General features: G+C 64.4%; 16 protein-coding genes. 8 read left to right on the plus strand and 8 right to left on the minus strand.

The window, feature by feature from the left end; genetic code table 11:
* The first annotated feature begins 60 nt into the window (after positions 1–60).
* The gene (locus tag AC07Y0_RS11685) at positions 61–945 is read left to right on the plus strand and encodes a mechanosensitive ion channel family protein (RefSeq protein WP_498677379.1); all 885 of its coding nucleotides are present in this window, start codon (positions 61–63) and stop codon (positions 943–945) included.
* Between the two features lie 31 nt (positions 946–976).
* Here the strand turns inward: AC07Y0_RS11685 and AC07Y0_RS11690 are convergent, their stop codons facing one another.
* From AC07Y0_RS11690 to nadA, 4 genes are all read right to left on the minus strand, one after another.
* A complete protein-coding gene (locus tag AC07Y0_RS11690) occupies positions 977–1,603 on the minus strand; it encodes an EF-hand domain-containing protein (protein ID WP_498677380.1) in 627 nt (208 codons plus the stop codon).
* A 245-nt stretch (positions 1,604–1,848) separates the two neighbouring features.
* Positions 1,849–2,754, minus strand: a complete 906-nt coding sequence (gene nadC / locus AC07Y0_RS11695) for a carboxylating nicotinate-nucleotide diphosphorylase (protein ID WP_498677382.1) — start codon at positions 2,752–2,754, stop codon at positions 1,849–1,851.
* A 22-nt stretch (positions 2,755–2,776) separates the two neighbouring features.
* Positions 2,777–4,369, minus strand: coding sequence for an L-aspartate oxidase (locus tag AC07Y0_RS11700; protein ID WP_498677383.1), 1,593 nt, complete (start codon positions 4,367–4,369; stop codon positions 2,777–2,779).
* A 35-nt stretch (positions 4,370–4,404) separates the two neighbouring features.
* Positions 4,405–5,484 (minus strand): quinolinate synthase NadA, encoded by a 1,080-nt coding sequence (gene nadA / locus AC07Y0_RS11705; RefSeq protein WP_498677385.1) that lies wholly within the window; start codon positions 5,482–5,484, stop codon positions 4,405–4,407.
* A gap of 231 nt (positions 5,485–5,715) precedes the next feature.
* Between nadA and AC07Y0_RS11710 the strand changes: the two genes are divergently transcribed.
* The 6 genes from AC07Y0_RS11710 (at position 5,716) to AC07Y0_RS11735 (ending at position 13,331) form a co-directional block, all read left to right on the plus strand.
* A complete protein-coding gene (locus tag AC07Y0_RS11710; protein ID WP_498677386.1) occupies positions 5,716–8,481 on the plus strand; it encodes a DUF2339 domain-containing protein in 2,766 nt (921 codons plus the stop codon).
* Positions 8,482–8,550: 69 nt separating this feature from the next.
* Complete coding sequence (locus AC07Y0_RS11715; protein ID WP_498677387.1) at positions 8,551–9,204, plus strand: HD domain-containing protein; 654 nt, start codon at positions 8,551–8,553, stop codon at positions 9,202–9,204.
* A 10-nt stretch (positions 9,205–9,214) separates the two neighbouring features.
* Positions 9,215–10,063 (plus strand): MOSC domain-containing protein, encoded by an 849-nt coding sequence (locus AC07Y0_RS11720; protein WP_498677389.1) that lies wholly within the window; start codon positions 9,215–9,217, stop codon positions 10,061–10,063.
* Between the two features lie 211 nt (positions 10,064–10,274).
* On the plus strand, positions 10,275–11,282 hold the full coding sequence (locus AC07Y0_RS11725; protein WP_498677390.1) for a flagellin N-terminal helical domain-containing protein: 1,008 nt from the start codon (positions 10,275–10,277) through the stop codon (positions 11,280–11,282).
* Between the two features lie 176 nt (positions 11,283–11,458).
* On the plus strand, positions 11,459–12,679 hold the full coding sequence (locus AC07Y0_RS11730) for an MFS transporter (protein ID WP_498677394.1): 1,221 nt from the start codon (positions 11,459–11,461) through the stop codon (positions 12,677–12,679).
* 400 nt (positions 12,680–13,079) lie between these two features.
* Entirely contained in the window at positions 13,080–13,331 is a 252-nt protein-coding gene (locus AC07Y0_RS11735; RefSeq protein WP_498680337.1) for a hypothetical protein, read from the plus strand.
* Here the strand turns inward: AC07Y0_RS11735 and recO are convergent.
* The gene (gene recO, locus AC07Y0_RS11740; protein WP_498677396.1) at positions 13,259–14,032 is read right to left on the minus strand and encodes a DNA repair protein RecO; all 774 of its coding nucleotides are present in this window, start codon (positions 14,030–14,032) and stop codon (positions 13,259–13,261) included. The two genes, AC07Y0_RS11735 and recO, sit on opposite strands and share 73 nt — an antisense overlap.
* A 184-nt stretch (positions 14,033–14,216) precedes the next feature.
* Between recO and AC07Y0_RS11745 the strand changes: the two genes are divergently transcribed.
* On the plus strand, positions 14,217–15,317 hold the full coding sequence (locus AC07Y0_RS11745; RefSeq protein WP_498677399.1) for an AbrB family transcriptional regulator: 1,101 nt from the start codon (positions 14,217–14,219) through the stop codon (positions 15,315–15,317).
* A gap of 7 nt (positions 15,318–15,324) precedes the next feature.
* On the opposite strand, the gene era is transcribed toward AC07Y0_RS11745, so the two are convergent.
* Genes era through lepB form a run of 3 tightly spaced genes read right to left on the minus strand, consistent with a single transcriptional unit; the run spans position 15,325 to position 17,735 of the window.
* Positions 15,325–16,269 carry a GTPase Era gene (era, locus tag AC07Y0_RS11750; protein WP_498677401.1) on the minus strand — a complete coding sequence of 315 codons (945 nt, stop codon included), beginning with the start codon at positions 16,267–16,269 and terminating at the stop codon, positions 15,325–15,327.
* Between the two features lie 9 nt (positions 16,270–16,278).
* Entirely contained in the window at positions 16,279–17,001 is a 723-nt protein-coding gene (rnc, locus tag AC07Y0_RS11755) for a ribonuclease III (RefSeq protein WP_498677404.1), read from the minus strand.
* On the minus strand, positions 16,998–17,735 hold the full coding sequence (lepB, locus tag AC07Y0_RS11760; protein WP_498677406.1) for a signal peptidase I: 738 nt from the start codon (positions 17,733–17,735) through the stop codon (positions 16,998–17,000). Before lepB ends, rnc begins: the two co-directional genes overlap by 4 nt.
* Positions 17,736–17,833: the final 98 nt, after the last annotated feature.

Consider the following 17,833-nt stretch of genomic DNA (forward strand, 5'->3'; position numbering starts at 1 on the left):
GAGGGGTCCTGCCCCATCTAGCCCCTAGACGCATCTCGACGTGAAGGAGTGGACCGAAGGATGGAACAGCAGGCCAGCGAAGTCATCATCGCCACGCGCACGGCGCTCAGCCAGGCGAGCGCGCTTGCCGTGCAGTATTCGTTTTCGATCGTCGGCGCATTGCTGCTGCTGACCATCGGCTGGACGCTCGCCTCGCTGCTCAGCCGCTGGGCGCATGAGGGTCTGCTGCATGTCCGGGGCATAGACGAGACGCTGGCCCGCTTCTTCGCCAATGTCATCCGCTATGCCTCCCTGCTGCTGGTCTTCGTGACCGTTCTCGGGCAATTCGGCGTGCAGACCGCCTCGATCATCGCCGCCCTCGGCGCCGCCGGCCTCGCCATCGGTCTTGCCCTGCAGGGGACGCTGCAGAACATCGCCGCCGGCATCATGCTGCTGGTGCTTCGCCCGTTCCGGGTGGGCGAATATATCGAGACGGGCAATATTTCCGGGACGGTGCGCGAGATCGGCCTGTTCGCCACCGAACTCAAGACGCCCGACGGGCTCTACCGGCTGGCGCCGAACTCGATCCTGTGGAATGTGCCGATCACGAATTTCAGCCGAGAGACCACACGCCGCTTCGAGCTGAAGGTCGGTATCGGCTATGACGACGACATCGATCTTGCCCAACGCCTGATGCGCGAGCTGGCGGAGAAGGACAAGCGCGTGCTGAAGAGCCCGCCGGTCGACACCTTCGTCAACGAACTGGCCGAAAGCGCCGTGGTGCCGACGCTATGGTACTGGACCAGCGCCGCCGACTTCTGGCCGACATCGCGCCAGATGATCAAATCGGTCAAGCAGGCCTTCGACGAAAACGGGATCTCCATCCCGTTCCCGCAGGTGACCTACAGTGCCCGTTTGCCGGGGCTCGCGGCAGCCGACGCCGCGGCCGAACGGGAAGACGCCTAAGCGCGATTACCAAGGACGGCCGAAGGCCACGTCAGAGCGACAGCTCGGTTGCCGAGGTCTCTCCGCCGTCGCCTTCGCTGCTGCTGGCATAGGCCGAATACGCCGCGATCACCTGCTTCATCTCATCCAGCACGTCGAACAGGCTGACGGTATCGTCGTCCTCGTCCGAGGTGTCACCGGCCCCCGGAGGCGGCGGGCCTTCCGGCCTCAGCTGTTCCATCGCATCGACAAACTGGGATTGCGTCAGAGATCCGGTGCCCTCGCCGTCGAGTTCGGCGAAGAGGGACGTGGCGTCCTCCTCGCTCATGTCCTGGGGGCGGGCGGCGACGAATTCGGCTTCGGTGACCTTGCCGTCGCCGTCGGTATCGATCTTGGCGAACATCTCGGCGGCGGACGGACGGTCATCCGCCCCGGTATCGGCCGCGCCGCCGGCATTGGCGAGCAACATGGCCATCACGCCGCCCGCCACCTGGGAGGCGACACCGCTTGCGGCGCTTTCATTTTCGACCGTCGGATCCTGGGTGCGCGGCGAGCCGGAAGACTTTTCCGCGGCCGCCAGTTCTTCGGCACTGATGATGCCGTCACCGTTGGTATCGAGACCCGAAAGCGATGTGGAGTACAGAGAACCGCCGCTCGGCGACGAAGAAATACTGGTCATACAAATCCCCGTAAGTATCGGCTGAAAGTGCCTGTATCCGCAGTACGCTATACACCTCCGACGGGATGACTCTGGGCTATGGGATTCGCGGTAAAGGGTCAAAAACCAATAATAATCTACAATAAGTAGTTTGCGTCTCTTCTAACATACGTCAAATGCTTGAACTCATGGAATTTCTCGTCGGCGGTGTGACAAGAAACACCGCGATCCAAGTCTATCCACCGAGACCAAAGAACTGATTTTTGTCAGCCGATTTCCACATCGAGGCCGATGTCGAGGGTCGGCGCCGCCATGGTGACCTTCGAGGTGGAGATGTAGTCGACGCCCGATTCGGCAATCGCGCGGATCGTCTGGATGTTCACATTGCCGGACGCTTCCAGAATCACGCGACCGACGGCCGACGGATAGTCGGCACTCAAGAGCCCGTGATGCAGCCGGTTGATCTCAACCGCCTCGCGCAAAAGGTCGGGGGCCATGTTGTCGAGCAGGATCGCGTCCGGCCGCGCACCCAGCGCCTCGCGCATCTGGGTGAGATTGTCGACCTCAACCTCGACCTTGACCAGATGCCCGGCATAGGCTCGGGCCGCCTCGATGGCGGCTGCAACGCCGCCGGCCACGGCGATATGGTTGTCCTTGATCAGGATGGCATCGTCGAGGCCGAAGCGGTGGTTGGAGCCGCCGCCGAGGCGAACGGCGTATTTCTCCACCGCCCGCAGGCCCGGCAGGGTCTTGCGCGTGCAGGTGACGCGGGCATGGGTGTGGGCGATCTCGGCGGCGAAACGCGCCGTGTAGGTCGCGACGCCCGAAAGATGCATCAGGAAGTTCAAGGCGACCCGCTCGGCCGACAGGATGGAGCGCGCCGGGCCTTCGACGCGGATGAGCGCGTCGCCGGGTTTTACCCTATCGCCGTCCGCGACCTTCGCCTCGAAGACGACCGAGCGATCGACAAGCCGGAAGGCGGCGCGCGCCAGTTCGATGCCGGCGATCACACCGTCCTCGCGGCTGTTGAGCGCCGCCCGCACCGTCTTTTCCGGTCCGATGGTTGCGTAGGTCGTGATGTCGCCGGCGCGGCCGAGATCCTCGATCAGCGCCGCCCGCACCTGGTCCTCGACCATCAGCGGGAGCAATACGGGGCGAAGGGGCTCGGTCATCGGATACTACCTCTGTCTTGGATCAGCCGGCGATGTCGGTCGCGATGCGCTCGGCATCCTTCAGGGTCATGAAGGTGCGACGGCGCAGGGCTTCCACCGGTTCCGGGAAATCGGAACGGAAGTGCCCTCCTCGGCTCTCCTCGCGCTGGAGCGCCGCGGTGGCGATGAGCTTGGCGGCGGTCGCCATGTTGGAGAAGCGGACGCGCCTGTTAATACCTTCGAGACGGACGATCTGGCGGATCAGGTCCTTTAGGCCTTCGGCATCGCGGATGACGCCGGCATGGGCCGACATCTCGCGGCGCAGCGCCTTCAACTCGGCGCTGTCTTCCAGCGTCACCAGTTCGTCGTTCTCGCCGGCATCCTTCGGCCATTCATAGAGCGAGGATTCGGGCAGCATGCCCTTGATGCTCTCGGCGATCCGGGCGGCAAACACCACCGCCTCCAGCAGCGAATTGGAGGCCAGACGGTTGGCGCCGTGCACGCCGGTCGAGGTCACCTCGCCGGCCGCCCAGAGCCCGTCGACCGTGGTCTTGCCATCGGCATCCACCAGCACGCCGCCCATATGATAGTGCACGGCCGGCACGACCGGGATGGGCTGGGTCACAGGGTCGATGCCCGCCGCCTTGCATGAGGCATAGACGGTGGGGAAAAGATCGGCGAAATGCGCGCCGACCGCCTTGGTGCAATCGAGGAAGGCGCCGCGGCCGGCCTTCACCTCGGCAAAGACGCCGCGCGCGACGATGTCGCGTGGCGCAAGCTCGGCATCGGCATGCAGGTCCGTCATGAAACGGTGCCCGGCGCGGTTGATCAGGATCGCCCCGTCGCCGCGCAGTGCCTCGGTCGCCAGCGGAGCCGGGTCCTGGCCGATGTCGATGGCGGTCGGGTGGAACTGGACGAATTCCGGATCGGCGATCATCGCACCGGCCTTCGCAGCCATGCCGACGCCGGCGCCGCGCGCTTCAGCCGGATTGGTGGTCACCTGGTAGAGATGGCCGATGCCGCCCGAGCAGAGCACCACGGCGCGCGCTGGAAAGGCGACCCGGGTCTTCGACTGGCCGGCATCCGGACGGGCGATGACGCCAGAAACGAAACGGCCCTCGGCCACCAGTTCCTCGACGACATAACCTTCCATCACACGGATCGACGGCGTCTTGCGCACGGTGGCGATCAGCGCCTCCATGATGGCGCGGCCGGCCTGGTCACCCTTGACTCGGACGATGCGGCGCTCGGAATGGGCGGCCTCGCGTGACAGCAGAAGCTGGCCTTCGAGGTCGCGGTCGAAGGGAACACCATAGGCAAGGAGGTCGCGGATACGGTCCGGGCCCTCCGAGATCATCAGGCGGGCGATGCGTTCGTCGACGATGCCGGCGCCGGCCGCCAGCGTGTCGGCAAGGTGCTTTTCGAAGGTGTCGCCGGGGCTCATTGCCGCGGCGATGCCGCCTTGCGCCCAGGCGGAAGACGCCCCCTGGCCGATCGGGGCTGCGGCAAGCACGGTGACCGGACGCGGCGCGAGCTTCAGGGCGCAGAACAGGCCCGCCAGGCCGCCGCCGATGATGACGATGTCGTCGACGCCCTGCCAGGATTGCGGGCGCATGGATTCAAGTTTCGTGGCCATTCAGGCAATCTCCGCCGGCGAGACGCCGGTCCTCGTCAATTCTTCAGATTGATCATGCGTTCGACCGCGAGGCGCGCCCGACCGGCGATCGCCGGATCGACCACGACCTCCTCCGTCATTAAGAGCAGGCTGTCGAGGATCTTCGGCAGGGTGATGCGCTTCATGTGCGGACAGAGATTGCACGGCTTGACGAAGTCGACGTCTGGCACCTCGGCCTGGATATTGGACGCCATGGAGCATTCGGTCACCAGCAGAACACGACCCGGACGCTTCGTCTTCACATAGTCGATCATGCCCGAGGTCGAGCCGGCATAGTCGGAGACCGCCAGAACGCTCGGGTGGCATTCAGGATGGGCGACGATCTCGATCGAGGGATCGGCTGCCTTGTATTCCATCAGCTCTTCCGCGGTGAAGCGTTCGTGCACTTCGCAATGGCCCTGCCAGGTGAGGATCTTCTTCTTCGTCTGCTTGGCGACGTTCATCGCCAGATATTCGTCGGGAATGCAGAGCACCGTGTCCGACTCGAAGCTGTCGACGACGGCGACCGCATTCGACGAGGTGCAGCAGATGTCGGTCTCGGCCTTCACGTCGGCCGAGGTGTTCACATAGGTGACGACCGGCACGCCCGGGTAACGGGCTTTGAGCGCCCGCACATCGGCGCCGGTGATCGATTCCGACAGCGAGCAGCCGGCCCGGCCGTCGGGGATCAGCACGGTCTTTTCCGGATTGAGCAGTTTCGAAGTCTCGGCCATGAAGTGCACACCGCACTGGACGATGATGTCGGCATCGACGCGCGTCGCGTCGCGGGCGAGCTGCAGCGAATCGCCCTTGATGTCGGCAACGCAGTGGAAGATTTCGGGCGTCTGGTAATTGTGCGCGAGGATGACCGCGCCGCGTTCCTTCTTGATGCGATTGATGGCGTGGATATAGGGCGCGAAGACCGGCCATTCGATCGCCGGGATGAAGGCCTTGACCCGCTCGTAGAAATGCTCGGTTTCCTTTGCCACCGCCGGGGTGAAGGACAGATCTGGCCGTTCCAGAATGCCGAAACGTTCCGCCGCCGTCTGCGATTGGCGCATCTGGGCAAGATTGCCGGTCCCTGAGATATGTGCCATGCCGAACCCTCTCTCCAGTTGGCAACCGACTTATGCTCAAATTGAGCAAAAATAGGATCAAAGAAAACCGGCCAGAGCCGGTGACGATGATTTAGAAAGTTTTGTGACGGTTTGCAAGGGCGATCAATCACGCTGCCGGCAGGTTCTGCCTGTTTGGTGACCATGCTCTCTTTCCGGATCGGTGAAAACAGGTAGTGTCGTGCGATGCACGGCAAGCTGCCGAGAGGTCCCATGATTGAACTTTTAGCGCTCATTCTGATCATCATCCTGTTCGTCAACAACCGTACAGCCTTCAAGCGCATCGACGCGATGGAGAAGCATATCGGAACGCTGTCGGAGCAGGTCGCGCGCCTGACATCGTCCGGCGCAACCGCACTGGTGGCCGAACCGAGGAACATGGATGCGCCCGAGCAGATGGCGATCGGCGAGACTCCCGCCCTGTCGGAAGACGGGCCGGCTGCAGCGATGGCGGACGCCACCGCCGAGGGGCAGACGGTGGCCAAGGCCCCGGCAGAGGAGCCGGCCGTGCAGCCTGCCCCATCCAGCCCTGTCTTTGCCCCGGCCGCCCGGAACGAAAGCCTGGAAACCTATCTCGGCGCACGCTGGGCCGTCTGGGCCGGAGGTCTGGCGCTGGCGCTGGGCGGGCTCTTCCTCGTGCGCTATTCGATCGAAAGCGGCCTGCTCGGCCCCGGCGTCAGGCTTTCGCTCGCCGCCCTCTTCGGCCTGTTGCTCGTGGCGGGAGGCGAGATCGTCCGGCGCAAGGCCCTGCCCCAGGCGGCGGCGCTCTACGACAATGCGATGATCCCCGGGATTCTTACGGCGGCCGGCACCTTGTCCCTGTTCGGCGCGATCTACGCCGCGCACGGGATCTACGATTTCATCGGCCCGGCCCTCGCCTTCCTGCTGCTGGCGCTCGTTGCCTTCGCCACGCTCGGCCTGTCGTTGCTGCACGGCCAGGCGCTCGCCGGTCTCGGGCTCGCCGCGTCGCTCGCCACGCCCGCGCTGGTGTCCAGCACGTCGCCGAGCCCGTGGACGCTGTTTTCCTTCCTCTCCGTCTCGCTCGTCGCGACGGCGGCGGCGTCGCGCTTGAGATCCTGGCGCGTGGTACCGGTTCTTGCCAATGCCGGGCTCGGACTGTGGGCGATCGTCTACATCCTGTTCAGCGACGGGGTCGAACTGACCCCGGTGGCGCTGGCGCTGATTGCGATGATTGCCAGTGCCCTCCTGGTCTGGCCGGCCGGTGCCTGCGACGCGGATCAGGCCGCCTGCCACCTGAGCTGGCGCAACCTTGGCCATGCCTTCACCCGCAAGCCGGCCGGGCAGTGGCTGTCGGTTTCGCTTGCCGTGCTCTTTCCGGCGCTTGCCATCGTCGCCGTCGGCGTGGCGGCGGATCTCAATCCGCTGTTTGCCATGGCGGCCCTGGTCGCGACGCTTGCAGCCGCCGGTGCCGCCCGTCGGGGCGCCGGATGGCCAGCCGTCGTGTCCGCATGCGGCGCTCTTCTCTGCCTCGGGCTCAACGCCGCCGCAACGACGGACCTCGTCCAGGGATTCGACACCGGCCTTGGCGGCGACACACCGCTCCCCGGCCTGGAGGGACAGTCGATTGCGATAGTCCTTGGCCTTGGCGCCGTCTTCCTGCTGTGCGGCCTCGCCTTCATCCGCCGCCGGGGTGCGGCCGATGCCGTCCTTTCGACGCTCTGGGCCGCGATTGCCGCTGCCGTGCCGGTGACGATCGCCTCGATCAGCTTCGTGCAATACGGCGTCTATGCGCGGGACTGGACCCACGGTCTCTACGGCATCGCGCTCGGCCTCGTACTTCTCGGTGCGACCGAATTCTTCTCCCGCGCCGGGCTCGCCACGACCCTTCGCCGCGGCCTCGACCTGCTGATCGCCGGCTCGTTTATCGCCTTCGCCTTCAGCCTGCACATGCTGACCGACGGTATCGTCACCACTATCCTTCTGCCGATCCTCGGCTTCGCCTACCTGATGGCCAATCGGGTACGGCCATGGAGCGGGCTGCCCTGGATGATGGTTGCTGCCCTTGCCTGCGTTCTCGCGAGGATCACGTTCGACCCGACATTGGTCGGGCCGGAACATCTCTCCACGACGCCATTGTTCAATGCACTTCTGCCCGGCTACGGCATTCCGGCGATCCTGGCGATCCTGTCGGCCTATGAATTGCGCAACTGGCCGGGCTTTCGCGTGCGCAACGCGCTGCAGGGGCTCGCCAGCCTTCTCGGACTATTGGCGGTCGCCATCCTCGTCCGCCATGCGATGAACGGCGGCGTGCTCGACGACCGCGTGCCGACGCTCGGCGAACAGTCAATCTACACGCTGCTGATCACCGGCCTGTCCGGCATCCTGATGACGCTCGACCTCAAGTCGCCGAGCCCGGTCTTCCGCTATGGTTCGATGGTCGCCGGCGTGCTGTCGATGGCCAATGTGCTGGTCCTGCATCTTTTCGCGCTCAATCCGTTCCTCACCGGCGAAAGCACGGGCGCCTGGCCGCTCGTCAACCTGCTGCTGATCGGCTACCTGCTGCCCGGCCTCGCCTATGCGGGGCTCGCCTTCTACGCCCGCGACAAGCGGCCGCTCCCTTACGTAACGGCGCTCGCGGTCAGTGGAGCCGTGCTCGGCTTTGCCTGGGTCACGCTCTCGGTGCGGCGCTTCTGGCACGGCGAGTTCATCGCCTCCTGGAAGGGCTTCGAGCAGGTCGAGACCTACACCTATTCGGTCGCCTGGCTTGCCATCGGCGTCGGTCTTCTGGCGCTCGGCACGAAATTCGACGCCCGCAGCCTGAGGCTCGCCTCGGCCGTCCTGGTGTTCATCTCGGTCGGTAAGGCCTTCCTGATCGACATGAGCCATCTCGAAGGCGTCCTGAGGGCGATTTCCTTCATCGGCCTCGGCGTCGTGCTGATCGGCATCGGGCTCTTCTACCAGAAGATCCTGACCAGCCGGAAGGCCCGACCGACCGTGACGGCGGAGGAAAACGGCTGAAGGCGGTTGCCATGGCCGGGCGCGGTCCCCTAGATGGTCGCCGCTGCCTTCTGCCAATCGGGACCTGCAATGACCAACGGCCTCAGCGAAACCGCCTTTGCCCCGCATGAGGCACTGGCCCGCGATCTGCTCGCCCATGCCGTGTCTGGCGACGACGGCTCGCACGATCTCGCCCATATCCACCGTGTCTTCCGCAACGCCATGCGCATCCATGCCGCGGAGGGCGGCAACGGCCGCGTGCTGGCGGCCGCTGTACTGCTGCATGATTGCGTCGCGGTCGAGAAGAGTTCGCCGCTCCGGTCCCAGGCCTCCCAGCTTGCGGCGGAAAAGGCCAGCGCCATCCTGGCCGGTCTCGGATGGGACGCAAGCGAGATTGCCGCCGTCGCCGATGCGATCACCACCCACAGCTTCTCCGCCGCGCTGGCGCCCGAGACGATTGAAGCGAAGATCCTGCAGGACGCGGACCGGCTCGATGCGATCGGCATGGTCGGAGCCGCCCGCTGCTTCTACACCGCCGGGCGCATGGGTTCGGCGCTCTACGATCCGGCCGACCCGCTGGCCGAGGATCGCGCCCTTGACGACCGGGCCTTCGCCATCGACCATTTTGCCGCCAAGCTGTTCAAGCTGTCCGACAACTTCCAGACCGAGGCAGGCCGCCTGATGGCCCGCGAGCGCCATGACCGGCTGAAGACGGTCCTGGCGCAGTTCATCGACGAGATATGAGGCTCACGACATGCACGTCACCGAACTCAACATCTATCCCTTGAAGAGCGGCCGCGGCATTGCCCTGCCCGCCGCCCGCGTCGACGCCCTTGGCCTTACCGGCGACCGGCGGATGATGCTGACCGACCCGTCCGGACATTTCATCACCCAGCGCGAACTGCCGGCGCTGGCGACTCTGACCGCGCTGCCGCAGTCGTCGCACCTGCAATTGTCGCTTGCCGACGGCCGCGAGATGATGGTGGCGCCGCCGCATCCCGAGCGACGCATGGACGTCGCCATCTGGAAATCGATCGTCAGTGCCGCAGTCGCCGAAGACAGCGTCAACATCCGGCTGTCCGAGTGGTTTGGCCGCGAAGTGAAGCTGGTGTTCTTCGACGGCGAAGCCAGCCGCAGCGCCACCAAGGAATGGGCAGGCCCCGACAGCCCGATGAGCTTCGCCGACGGCTATCAGGTGCTCGTCACCACGACCGGTTCGCTCTCGGCCCTCAATGCGGACATGGCCGCCCACGGGGAAGGATCGGTCGGCATGGAGCGCTTCCGGCCGAATGTCGTGGTGGATTGCGACGAAGCCTGGGCCGAGGACAGCTGGGCGGCGATCGAGATCGGCGGCATCCGCTTCGATCTGGTCAAACCCTGCGCACGCTGCATCATGACCACGCAGGACCAGCATTCCGGATCGCGAGAGGGCGCCAACCCGATGCCGGCGATGGGCCGCATCCGCATGTCCGCCGACCGCCGCGTGCCGGGTCCGCTGTTCGGCTGGAATGCCGTGCCGCGCGGCGAGGGTCAGCTTGCCCTCGGCGATGCCGTGCGGGTGATCGCACAGAGACCGGAAGGCTGGGCGATCAAAAAACGGTAAAGTGACGTCAGCAGCAATGGATGAAGAAAATCTTCGGAGCAATGATCGCGCGGCAGCCTATAGTTTATTGCGGGCTATTTCTTCTGGCAATTCATCCATTTTTTACCGTATTTACTCATAGTGCCGGGATCGACATTTCATCCGTCATGAATAGACGGCGGGACTTTTGGGCCTCGGGTCGGATTGTGTTTTCCACGATTTGAGCCCGTCCATGACCAGTATTTTGACGAACGTCTCGGCCATTGCCGCCCTGGACACCTTGCGATCGATCAGCAGCAAGCTCGACGGCACCCAGTCCCGGATCTCGAGCGGCTACAGGGTCGCAACCGCGTCGGACAATGCAGCCTACTGGTCCATCGCCACCACCATGCGTTCCGACAACAAGGCTCTTTCCGCCGTCGAGGACGCGCTCGCGATGAGCGCCGCCAAGGTCGATACGGCCTATACCGGCATGGATGCGGCCATCGGCGTGATCGACGAGATCAAGGCGAAGTTCGTCGCGGCCCGCGAACCGGGCGTCGACAGGGGCAAGATCAATGCCGAGGTCGAGCAACTCAAGGACCAGTTGATCAGCATATCGTCCTCCGCCAGCTTCAACGGCCAGAACTGGCTCTATCTCGAGACGGCGCAGGACGATGCCAACGCGATCGACAAGGAACTCGTCGGCTCCTTCGTCCGTGCGGCGGACGGCACAGTCTCGATCGAGACCATCAAGCTCAATTATCGTGACGAAACACAGGTCGCGGAGCCGTCCGACACCTGGGCGCTGATCGACTTCATGTCGGCGCATATCGGCGACCTCGGCATTCTGACCAGCCCCAACTTCGCCTGGGACGCCGGCCTTGTGACCGGGTGGGTGCTGCTCAAGTCACCAAGCCCTGCGGTCGCCGGCTATCCAACGGTCACGGAAATGGAGCTGTCGTCGTCCACCACCGACGCCCAACTGGACGAGATGATCACCGTGATTGATTCCATGCTCGAATATGCCATCGACACGAGCGCAACCTATGGCGCGCTGAGTTCGCGGATCACCATGCAGAGCGAATTCGTCACCGACCTCAGCGATACCATCGACACCGGCGTCGGTCGTCTGGTCGATGCCGACATGAACGAGGAATCGACCCGCCTCAAGGCGCTGCAGACCCAGCAACAGCTCGGCATCCAGGCCCTGTCGATCGCCAATTCCAATTCGCAGAGCATTCTGTCGCTCTTCCAATAAGGCCGCCGAGCTCGCAGACAAGACAGGCAGACGGACCGACAGTCTCGCCCCGCCTTTCAGTTTTTCTTCCGCTTGACCTGGCCTCGATCAAATCCGCTTATCGATGCTTCACGAAAAGACGCTTTTCGTGCCCCTGCCTGCGCTTTATCGTCGCGCCTGCCACAGGAGACGATTCAATGGTCACGACCGCCCGCACCCCCATGCCCTGGCTGATCATCATCAGCGGATCGCTGATCGCCATGATGACCTTCGGTCCGCGCTCCGCCATGGGCTTTTTCCAGTTGCCGATGCTGGCGGATACGGGCTGGGACCGCTCCACCTTCGGCCTGGCCATGGCGCTGCAGAACCTCTGCTGGGGCATCAGCCAGCCCTTCTTCGGCGCGCTTGCCGACAAATACGGCACCAGCCGCGTGCTGATCGCGTCCGGTCTGCTCTATGCCACCGGCCTGCTGCTGATGGCCCATGCGGACGCGCCCATCTGGCTGCATATCGGCGGCGGCGTGCTGGTGGGCATGGCGATCGGCGCCGGCTCGTTCAGCGTCATCCTCTCCGCCTTTGCCCGGCACGTGACCCCGGAGCAGCGCTCGATGGCCTTCGGCTTCGGCACGGCCGCCGGTTCGGCCGGCATGTTCCTGTTCGCACCGCTGAGCCAGGCGCTGATCAGCAATCTCGGCTGGTCGGACAGCCTGGTCGCGATGTCGGTCATGATGCTGATCGTGCCGTTGCTCGCCTATCCGCTGCGCGGCAACGCCAATTCCGGCAGCCAGTCGCAAAGCCAGTTCAAGCAATCGGTTGGCGAAGCCCTGAAGGAGGCTCTTGGTCACAAGAGCTATCTGCTGCTCACGACCGGCTTCTTCGTCTGCGGCTTCCAGGTGGCCTTCATCACCGCGCACTTCCCCGCCTATCTCGGCGACATCGGCATCGAGGCGCGCTATGCGGTGATCGCCATGGCGCTGATCGGCTTTTTCAACATCATCGGATCGCTGGCCGCCGGCGTGATCGGCCAGCGTTACTCCAAGCCCTATTTCCTCGCCTTCATCTATATCGGCCGCTCGATCGCCGTCACCGCCTTCCTGCTCCTGCCGCAGACACCGGCCTCGGTCGTGCTGTTTGCCGCCGTCATGGGGCTGCTGTGGCTGTCGACCGTGCCGCCGACCAATGCGCTGGTGGCGATCATGTTCGGCACGCGCCATCTCGGGCTTCTCGGCGGCCTCGTCTTCCTGTCGCACCAGATCGGCTCGTTCCTCGGTGTGTGGATGGGCGGTTATCTCTATGACCGTTTCGGCTCGTATGACAGCGTCTGGTGGCTCGGTGTGGCGCTCGGGCTGTTCGCCGCCGTGGTGCACTGGCCGATCGCCGAGCGACCGGTGGAGCGTGGCGTCGCGGCCGCTGCCTGATGCGGCGCGGCCGGATGGCTTTTTTAAGGACTGGGGCAGAGACGATCATTTTTTGCCGCAATTGCTGCAATGCGGGAGCATGACAGAATTATATTTTGTTTTTCTCCCTAAACCCGTTGACGGAAGAACGTCTCGCACCTACCTTTGCCCTGCTCGGTGAGAAACCGACGCACTGAAAACAAGCCAGGCTTTCACAACGGAAGCCATTGCCAACAAGGAGGTTAGCGAAATGCGTGTTGTTTTCCATCATGCCGCCCGCCCTTGGCATAAATCCCCGCTGAGCGTGGCGACGTGCAATCGCCTCGAACGCACCTGTCGAATGTGACGCTGCGCAAGCACTGAAGCCTTCAATCGACACATTATTTTTAAGCCCGCGCAATGCGCGGGCGGGGAAACCGTTATGGAAAAGCAAGTTATCGAATATGCCGGCATTCCGGTCGGGATCACCATCCCTGACGGCGACAGGCTGAAGTTCATCGCCGTCAAGTATCCGGTTATCGAACTGGATGGGGGCACCTATCGCAATCTCGGCGAATTGCAGAGCGCCATTCACCAGCACCTGCAGAAGTCCGAGGACGATCAGGGCATGTTCCGGGTGGCGGCCAACGGTTCGGCCGCAGGGGCGGCCCGCAGGGTCTTCAACGCCGCCTGACAGAACCCCTCGCGCGCCGCGCCGGGCTCCAGTCCGCGCGGCTCGTAGACATGCCGATTGAGGAAGAAACCCGTGAGGCGAAAGGCTTCTGCGAGACTCTCCCCATTGGCGGCCTTGGTGGCGCCGGGATTGAGAAAGCCCGGCAGCGCCAGCATCCTGTCGGCCCAGGGCGAACCCGCCTCCCGACAGACCGCCCTTCCCGTCTTCGGCGACACGAAGGCCAGATCGTCCCGCCGGCCGGTCGCTGCACACTGGTCGAGGTCGAGGCCGAAGCCGAGATCGTTCAGCACTTCGAGTTCGAAGCGGATGAACAGTTCGCCGGCTGCCGCCGGCTCCTCCAGATGGTCCAGGATGACATCGAGCGCGTCGAACAGATGCGGATGCGGCTCGCGTTCCGGCAGGAGCCGGAGCAGCGCCGCCAGCGCCTGAACGCCGTAGACGGCGGTGGCGCTTTCCATCAGCCGCGCGGCGCGCAGCGTGACGGGCTCGACGCGGAACTCGCCCAGATGCTCGTCAAGCCTGGCGCGCCAGGTCACTTCGACGCGATTTCCCGGCTGCAGCACCGGCTGCATGGTGCGCGAGCGGCCGCCGCGGATCATGCCCAGATGCCGGCCGCGCGCACGCGTCATCACCTCGGCGATGACGCTCGTCTCGCCATGGCGCCGCGCGCCGAGAAATATCGCTTCATCCGTCCATTGCATGGTTCTGTTCTAGCCGATTTGCCGCCGCCGGGACAGATGCGAACCGGCCCCGGCGAGGGCTGTAGTGCCCGCAGACATGATATTCGCCAAGTTTTCGCCCGGCTGTCGCGCGAATCGGTATAGTCGGGACGACCAGTTGGGACGGCACCCGTTCCAGGCACGCCCCCGTATCAGGCCTTCCGCAATGCAGCCATCGCCTTCCGGCTCTCCCGACCATAGCCCCGATCCGGGCCTGTTGACGCAGTTTCCCATTCCGGTCCGCTGGCTGGTCCTGCTCGGGCTCTCGGTGGTTCTTTCCGTGGTGCTGCAACTCATCCACCTGCCCGGCTCGCTGCTGCTCGGCCCGATGGTCGCGGCAATCCTGGTGGCGACCAACGGCGCGCGGCTGTCGATACCGCGCATTCCCTATTTCGCCGCCCATTCGCTGCTCGGTTGCGTCATTGCCCGCTCGCTCGACGGCGGCATCGTCAGCACCTTCGCCGCCGACTGGCCGATCTTCCTCGCCATCGTGCTCGCCGTCATCGGCGCCAGCAGCCTGATGGGCTACTTCATGGCCCGAAGCGGTACGTTGCCCGGCACGACGGCGGTCTGGGGCACTTCGGCGGGTGCTGCCTCGGCGATGATGCTGATGGCCGAAGCCCATGGCGGGGATATCCGCCTCGTTGCCTTCATGCAGTATCTGCGCGTGGTCTGCGTCGCCTCCGCCGCCTCGCTGGTCGCCGCCTTCGTCTTCGACGCCAAGGGTGGCGCGGTGCACGAGATCGTCTGGTTTCCCGCCGTCGACTGGCTGGAACTCGCCAAGACGCTGGCGGTGTCCTTTGCGGCGAGCGCCGTCGGCGCACGGCTGAGAATCCCGGCCGGCACCATGCTGCTGCCGTTGATCGCCACAGCGGCGCTGCATGCGGCCGGCTTGATCACCATCGACCTGCCGCCCTGGCTGCTGGCGCTCGGCTATGCGACGCTCGGCTGGAAGATCGGGCTGAGTTTCACCCGCCGCATCTTGCGCCATGCGGCCCATGCGCTGCCGCAGATCCTTGCCTCGATCGTCGTGCTGATCGCCTTCTGCGCCGGTCTGGCGGCTTTGCTGACCCATCAGTTCGACATCGACCCGCTGACCGCCTATCTGGCGACCAGCCCCGGCGGCCTCGATTCGGTCGCCATCATCGCCGCCTCGACGCCGGTCGACCTGTCCTTCGTCATGGCGTTGCAGACGGCGCGGCTGTTTCTGGTGCTGTTGCTCGGCGGGCCGATCTCGAAATTCGTCGCCCGCCGCATCGAAGGCTGAAGCGCCCTCAGTTCTTCGGGAATTCGAGGCCCATCTCGCGGAAACGCTCCGGATCATCGCCCCAGTTCTCGCGCACCTTGACGAACAGGAAGAGATGCACCGGCTGTTCGAGGATTTCCGAGATTTCCTTGCGAGACGCCGTCGAGATCGACTTGATCGCGTCACCGCCCTTGCCGAGCACGATCTTCTTCTGGCTGTCGCGCTCGACATAGATGACCTGCTCGATGCGGACCGAGCCGTCCTTGCGCTCTTCCCACTTCTCGGTCTCGACATGCGAGGAATAGGGAAGCTCCTGGTGAAGGCGCAGGAAGAGCTTTTCGCGGGTGATTTCCGCGGCGAGCTGGCGCATCGGTAGGTCGGAGATCTGGTCCTCCGGATAGTACCACGGGCCTTCCGGCAGGCGCTTCGCCAGGAAATCCATCAGGTCGGTGCAGCCCGAGCCGGTCGTCGCCGAGACCATGAAGGTCTGCTCGAAGGCGATCGCTTCGTTGGCCTTGGCCGCGAGCTTCAGCAGATCCTCGTGGCGAACCCGGTCGATCTTGTTGAGCACAAGGATCTTCGGCTGGTGCACGTCCTTCAGCCCCTCGAGAATGGCTTCGGCATCGCCGCGCAGGCCGCGCTCGCTGTCGATCAGCAGCAGGATCAGGTCCGCATCCTTGGCGCCGCCCCAGGCCGACGTCACCATGGCGCGGTCGAGCCTGCGGCGCGGCTTGAAGATGCCGGGCGTGTCCATGAAGACGATCTGGGCATTGTCATGGATGGCGATGCCGCGCACGATCGAGCGCGTCGTCTGCACCTTGTGGCTGACGATCGACACCTTGGCGCCGACCAGGCGGTTCAACAGGGTGGACTTGCCGGCATTGGTCGGGCCGATCAGGGCCACGAAGCCGGAATGCGTCGGGCGTTCGTCCGCTGCGGCGCCTTCGACGGAGGGGTTTTCGGTATCGGTCATGGTTTCCAATCAGCCTGCGTCCGTGGACTTCGTCCAGACGCCTTCGCGTTCGAGTATCTTCGTGGCCGCCACCTGCTCCGCGGCGCGCTTGGAGCGATCCGTTCCGCTTTCCGGGGCGACGCCGGGTATTTCGACGATCACCGTGAAACGGGGATCATGATCCGGTCCGGCGCGTTCGGCAATCCGGTAGGCAGGGGTCGTCGCGAATTTCGCATGCGCCCATTCCTGCAGCTCGGTCTTGGCGTCGCGGCGCGCGCCATCGGCACGGCTCGCCTTCTCTTCCCAGAAGCGCAGGACGAAGCCGCGCGCGGCCTCGAGCCCTGCGTCGAGATAGATGGCAGCAATCAGACTTTCCACCACGTCGGCACGGACGTTCAGCATGGCCTTGCCGGTCAGCTTCTTGACGTCGGCGCCGGTGCGAATGAAGCGGTGCAGTTCCAGCTCGTCGGCGATCGTGGCGCAGGCCTCGGCGCTGACCAGCTGGTTGAAGCGCACGGAAAGCTCGCCCTCGGTGGCATTGCGGAAGGTCTTGAACAGCAGTTCGGCGACGCACAGGCCGAGAACCCGGTCGCCGAGGAATTCAAGCCGCTCGTAGTCACCGCCCTTGGTCGACGGCGTCGCGCTCGAATGGGTGAGCGCGCGGTCGAGTCTTTGCTTCTCGGCGAACGTGTGACCGATCGCGGTTTCGATCCGCGTGCGGTCCTCCTCGCCGAGCCCCTTCAGTCTTTTCATTCGACCACCTTGAACAGGCGATCCCAACGCATGTTCGACGGCCACTTCCAGACTTCGCGGAACGAGGTGTCATTGCCGAGCGAGAAGAAGATCACCGAGGCGCGTCCGATCAGGTTTTCTTCCGGCACAAAACCCACGTCGAAGCGGCTGTCGAGCGAATTGTCTCGGTTGTCGCCCATCATGAAATAGTGGCCTGCCGGGACGATGAACTCGCGAGTGTTGTCGCCGCGGGCGTTCAGCTCCTGGTCGAGCGTGTCGTAGCTCACGCCATTGTCCATGGTCTCACGGAACACCGGCACGTCCGTGCCCGGATCCTGGCTGTAGTCAGAGGTGAAGCGGCCGTCCTCGGCGCGCGGTACCGGCTTGCCGTTGATGTTGAGGATGCCGTCGATGACCTGGATGCGATCGCCCGGCAGGCCGACGAGGCGCTTGATGTAGTCGATCTTGGGGTTTGGCGGGAAACGGAAGACGACGATGTCGCCGCGCTTCGGCTCACTGCCGAAGATGCGGCCCTCGAACAGGTCCGGCGAGAACGGCAGCGAATACTTCGAGTAGCCGTAGGAGAACTTGTTGACGAAAATGTAGTCGCCGACCAGCAGCGTCGGCATCATCGAGCCCGACGGGATGGTGAAGGGCTGGAACAGGACCGTGCGGATGACCATCGCCAGGAGCAATGCCTGGATGACGACCTTGATGTTTTCCCAAAGGGCACTGTGCTTCTTTTCAGCTTCCACGCCGTCATTTCCTTTTTCTGGCAAATCCTGCCCTGTCTAGTCGGTTCGCGCCGCTGCGGCAACGGCAGAGGCGCGGAAAATGCCCAATCTCGCGGGCG

The sequence above is a fragment of the Allorhizobium sp. GW101-3B10 genome (genome assembly GCF_059424725.1).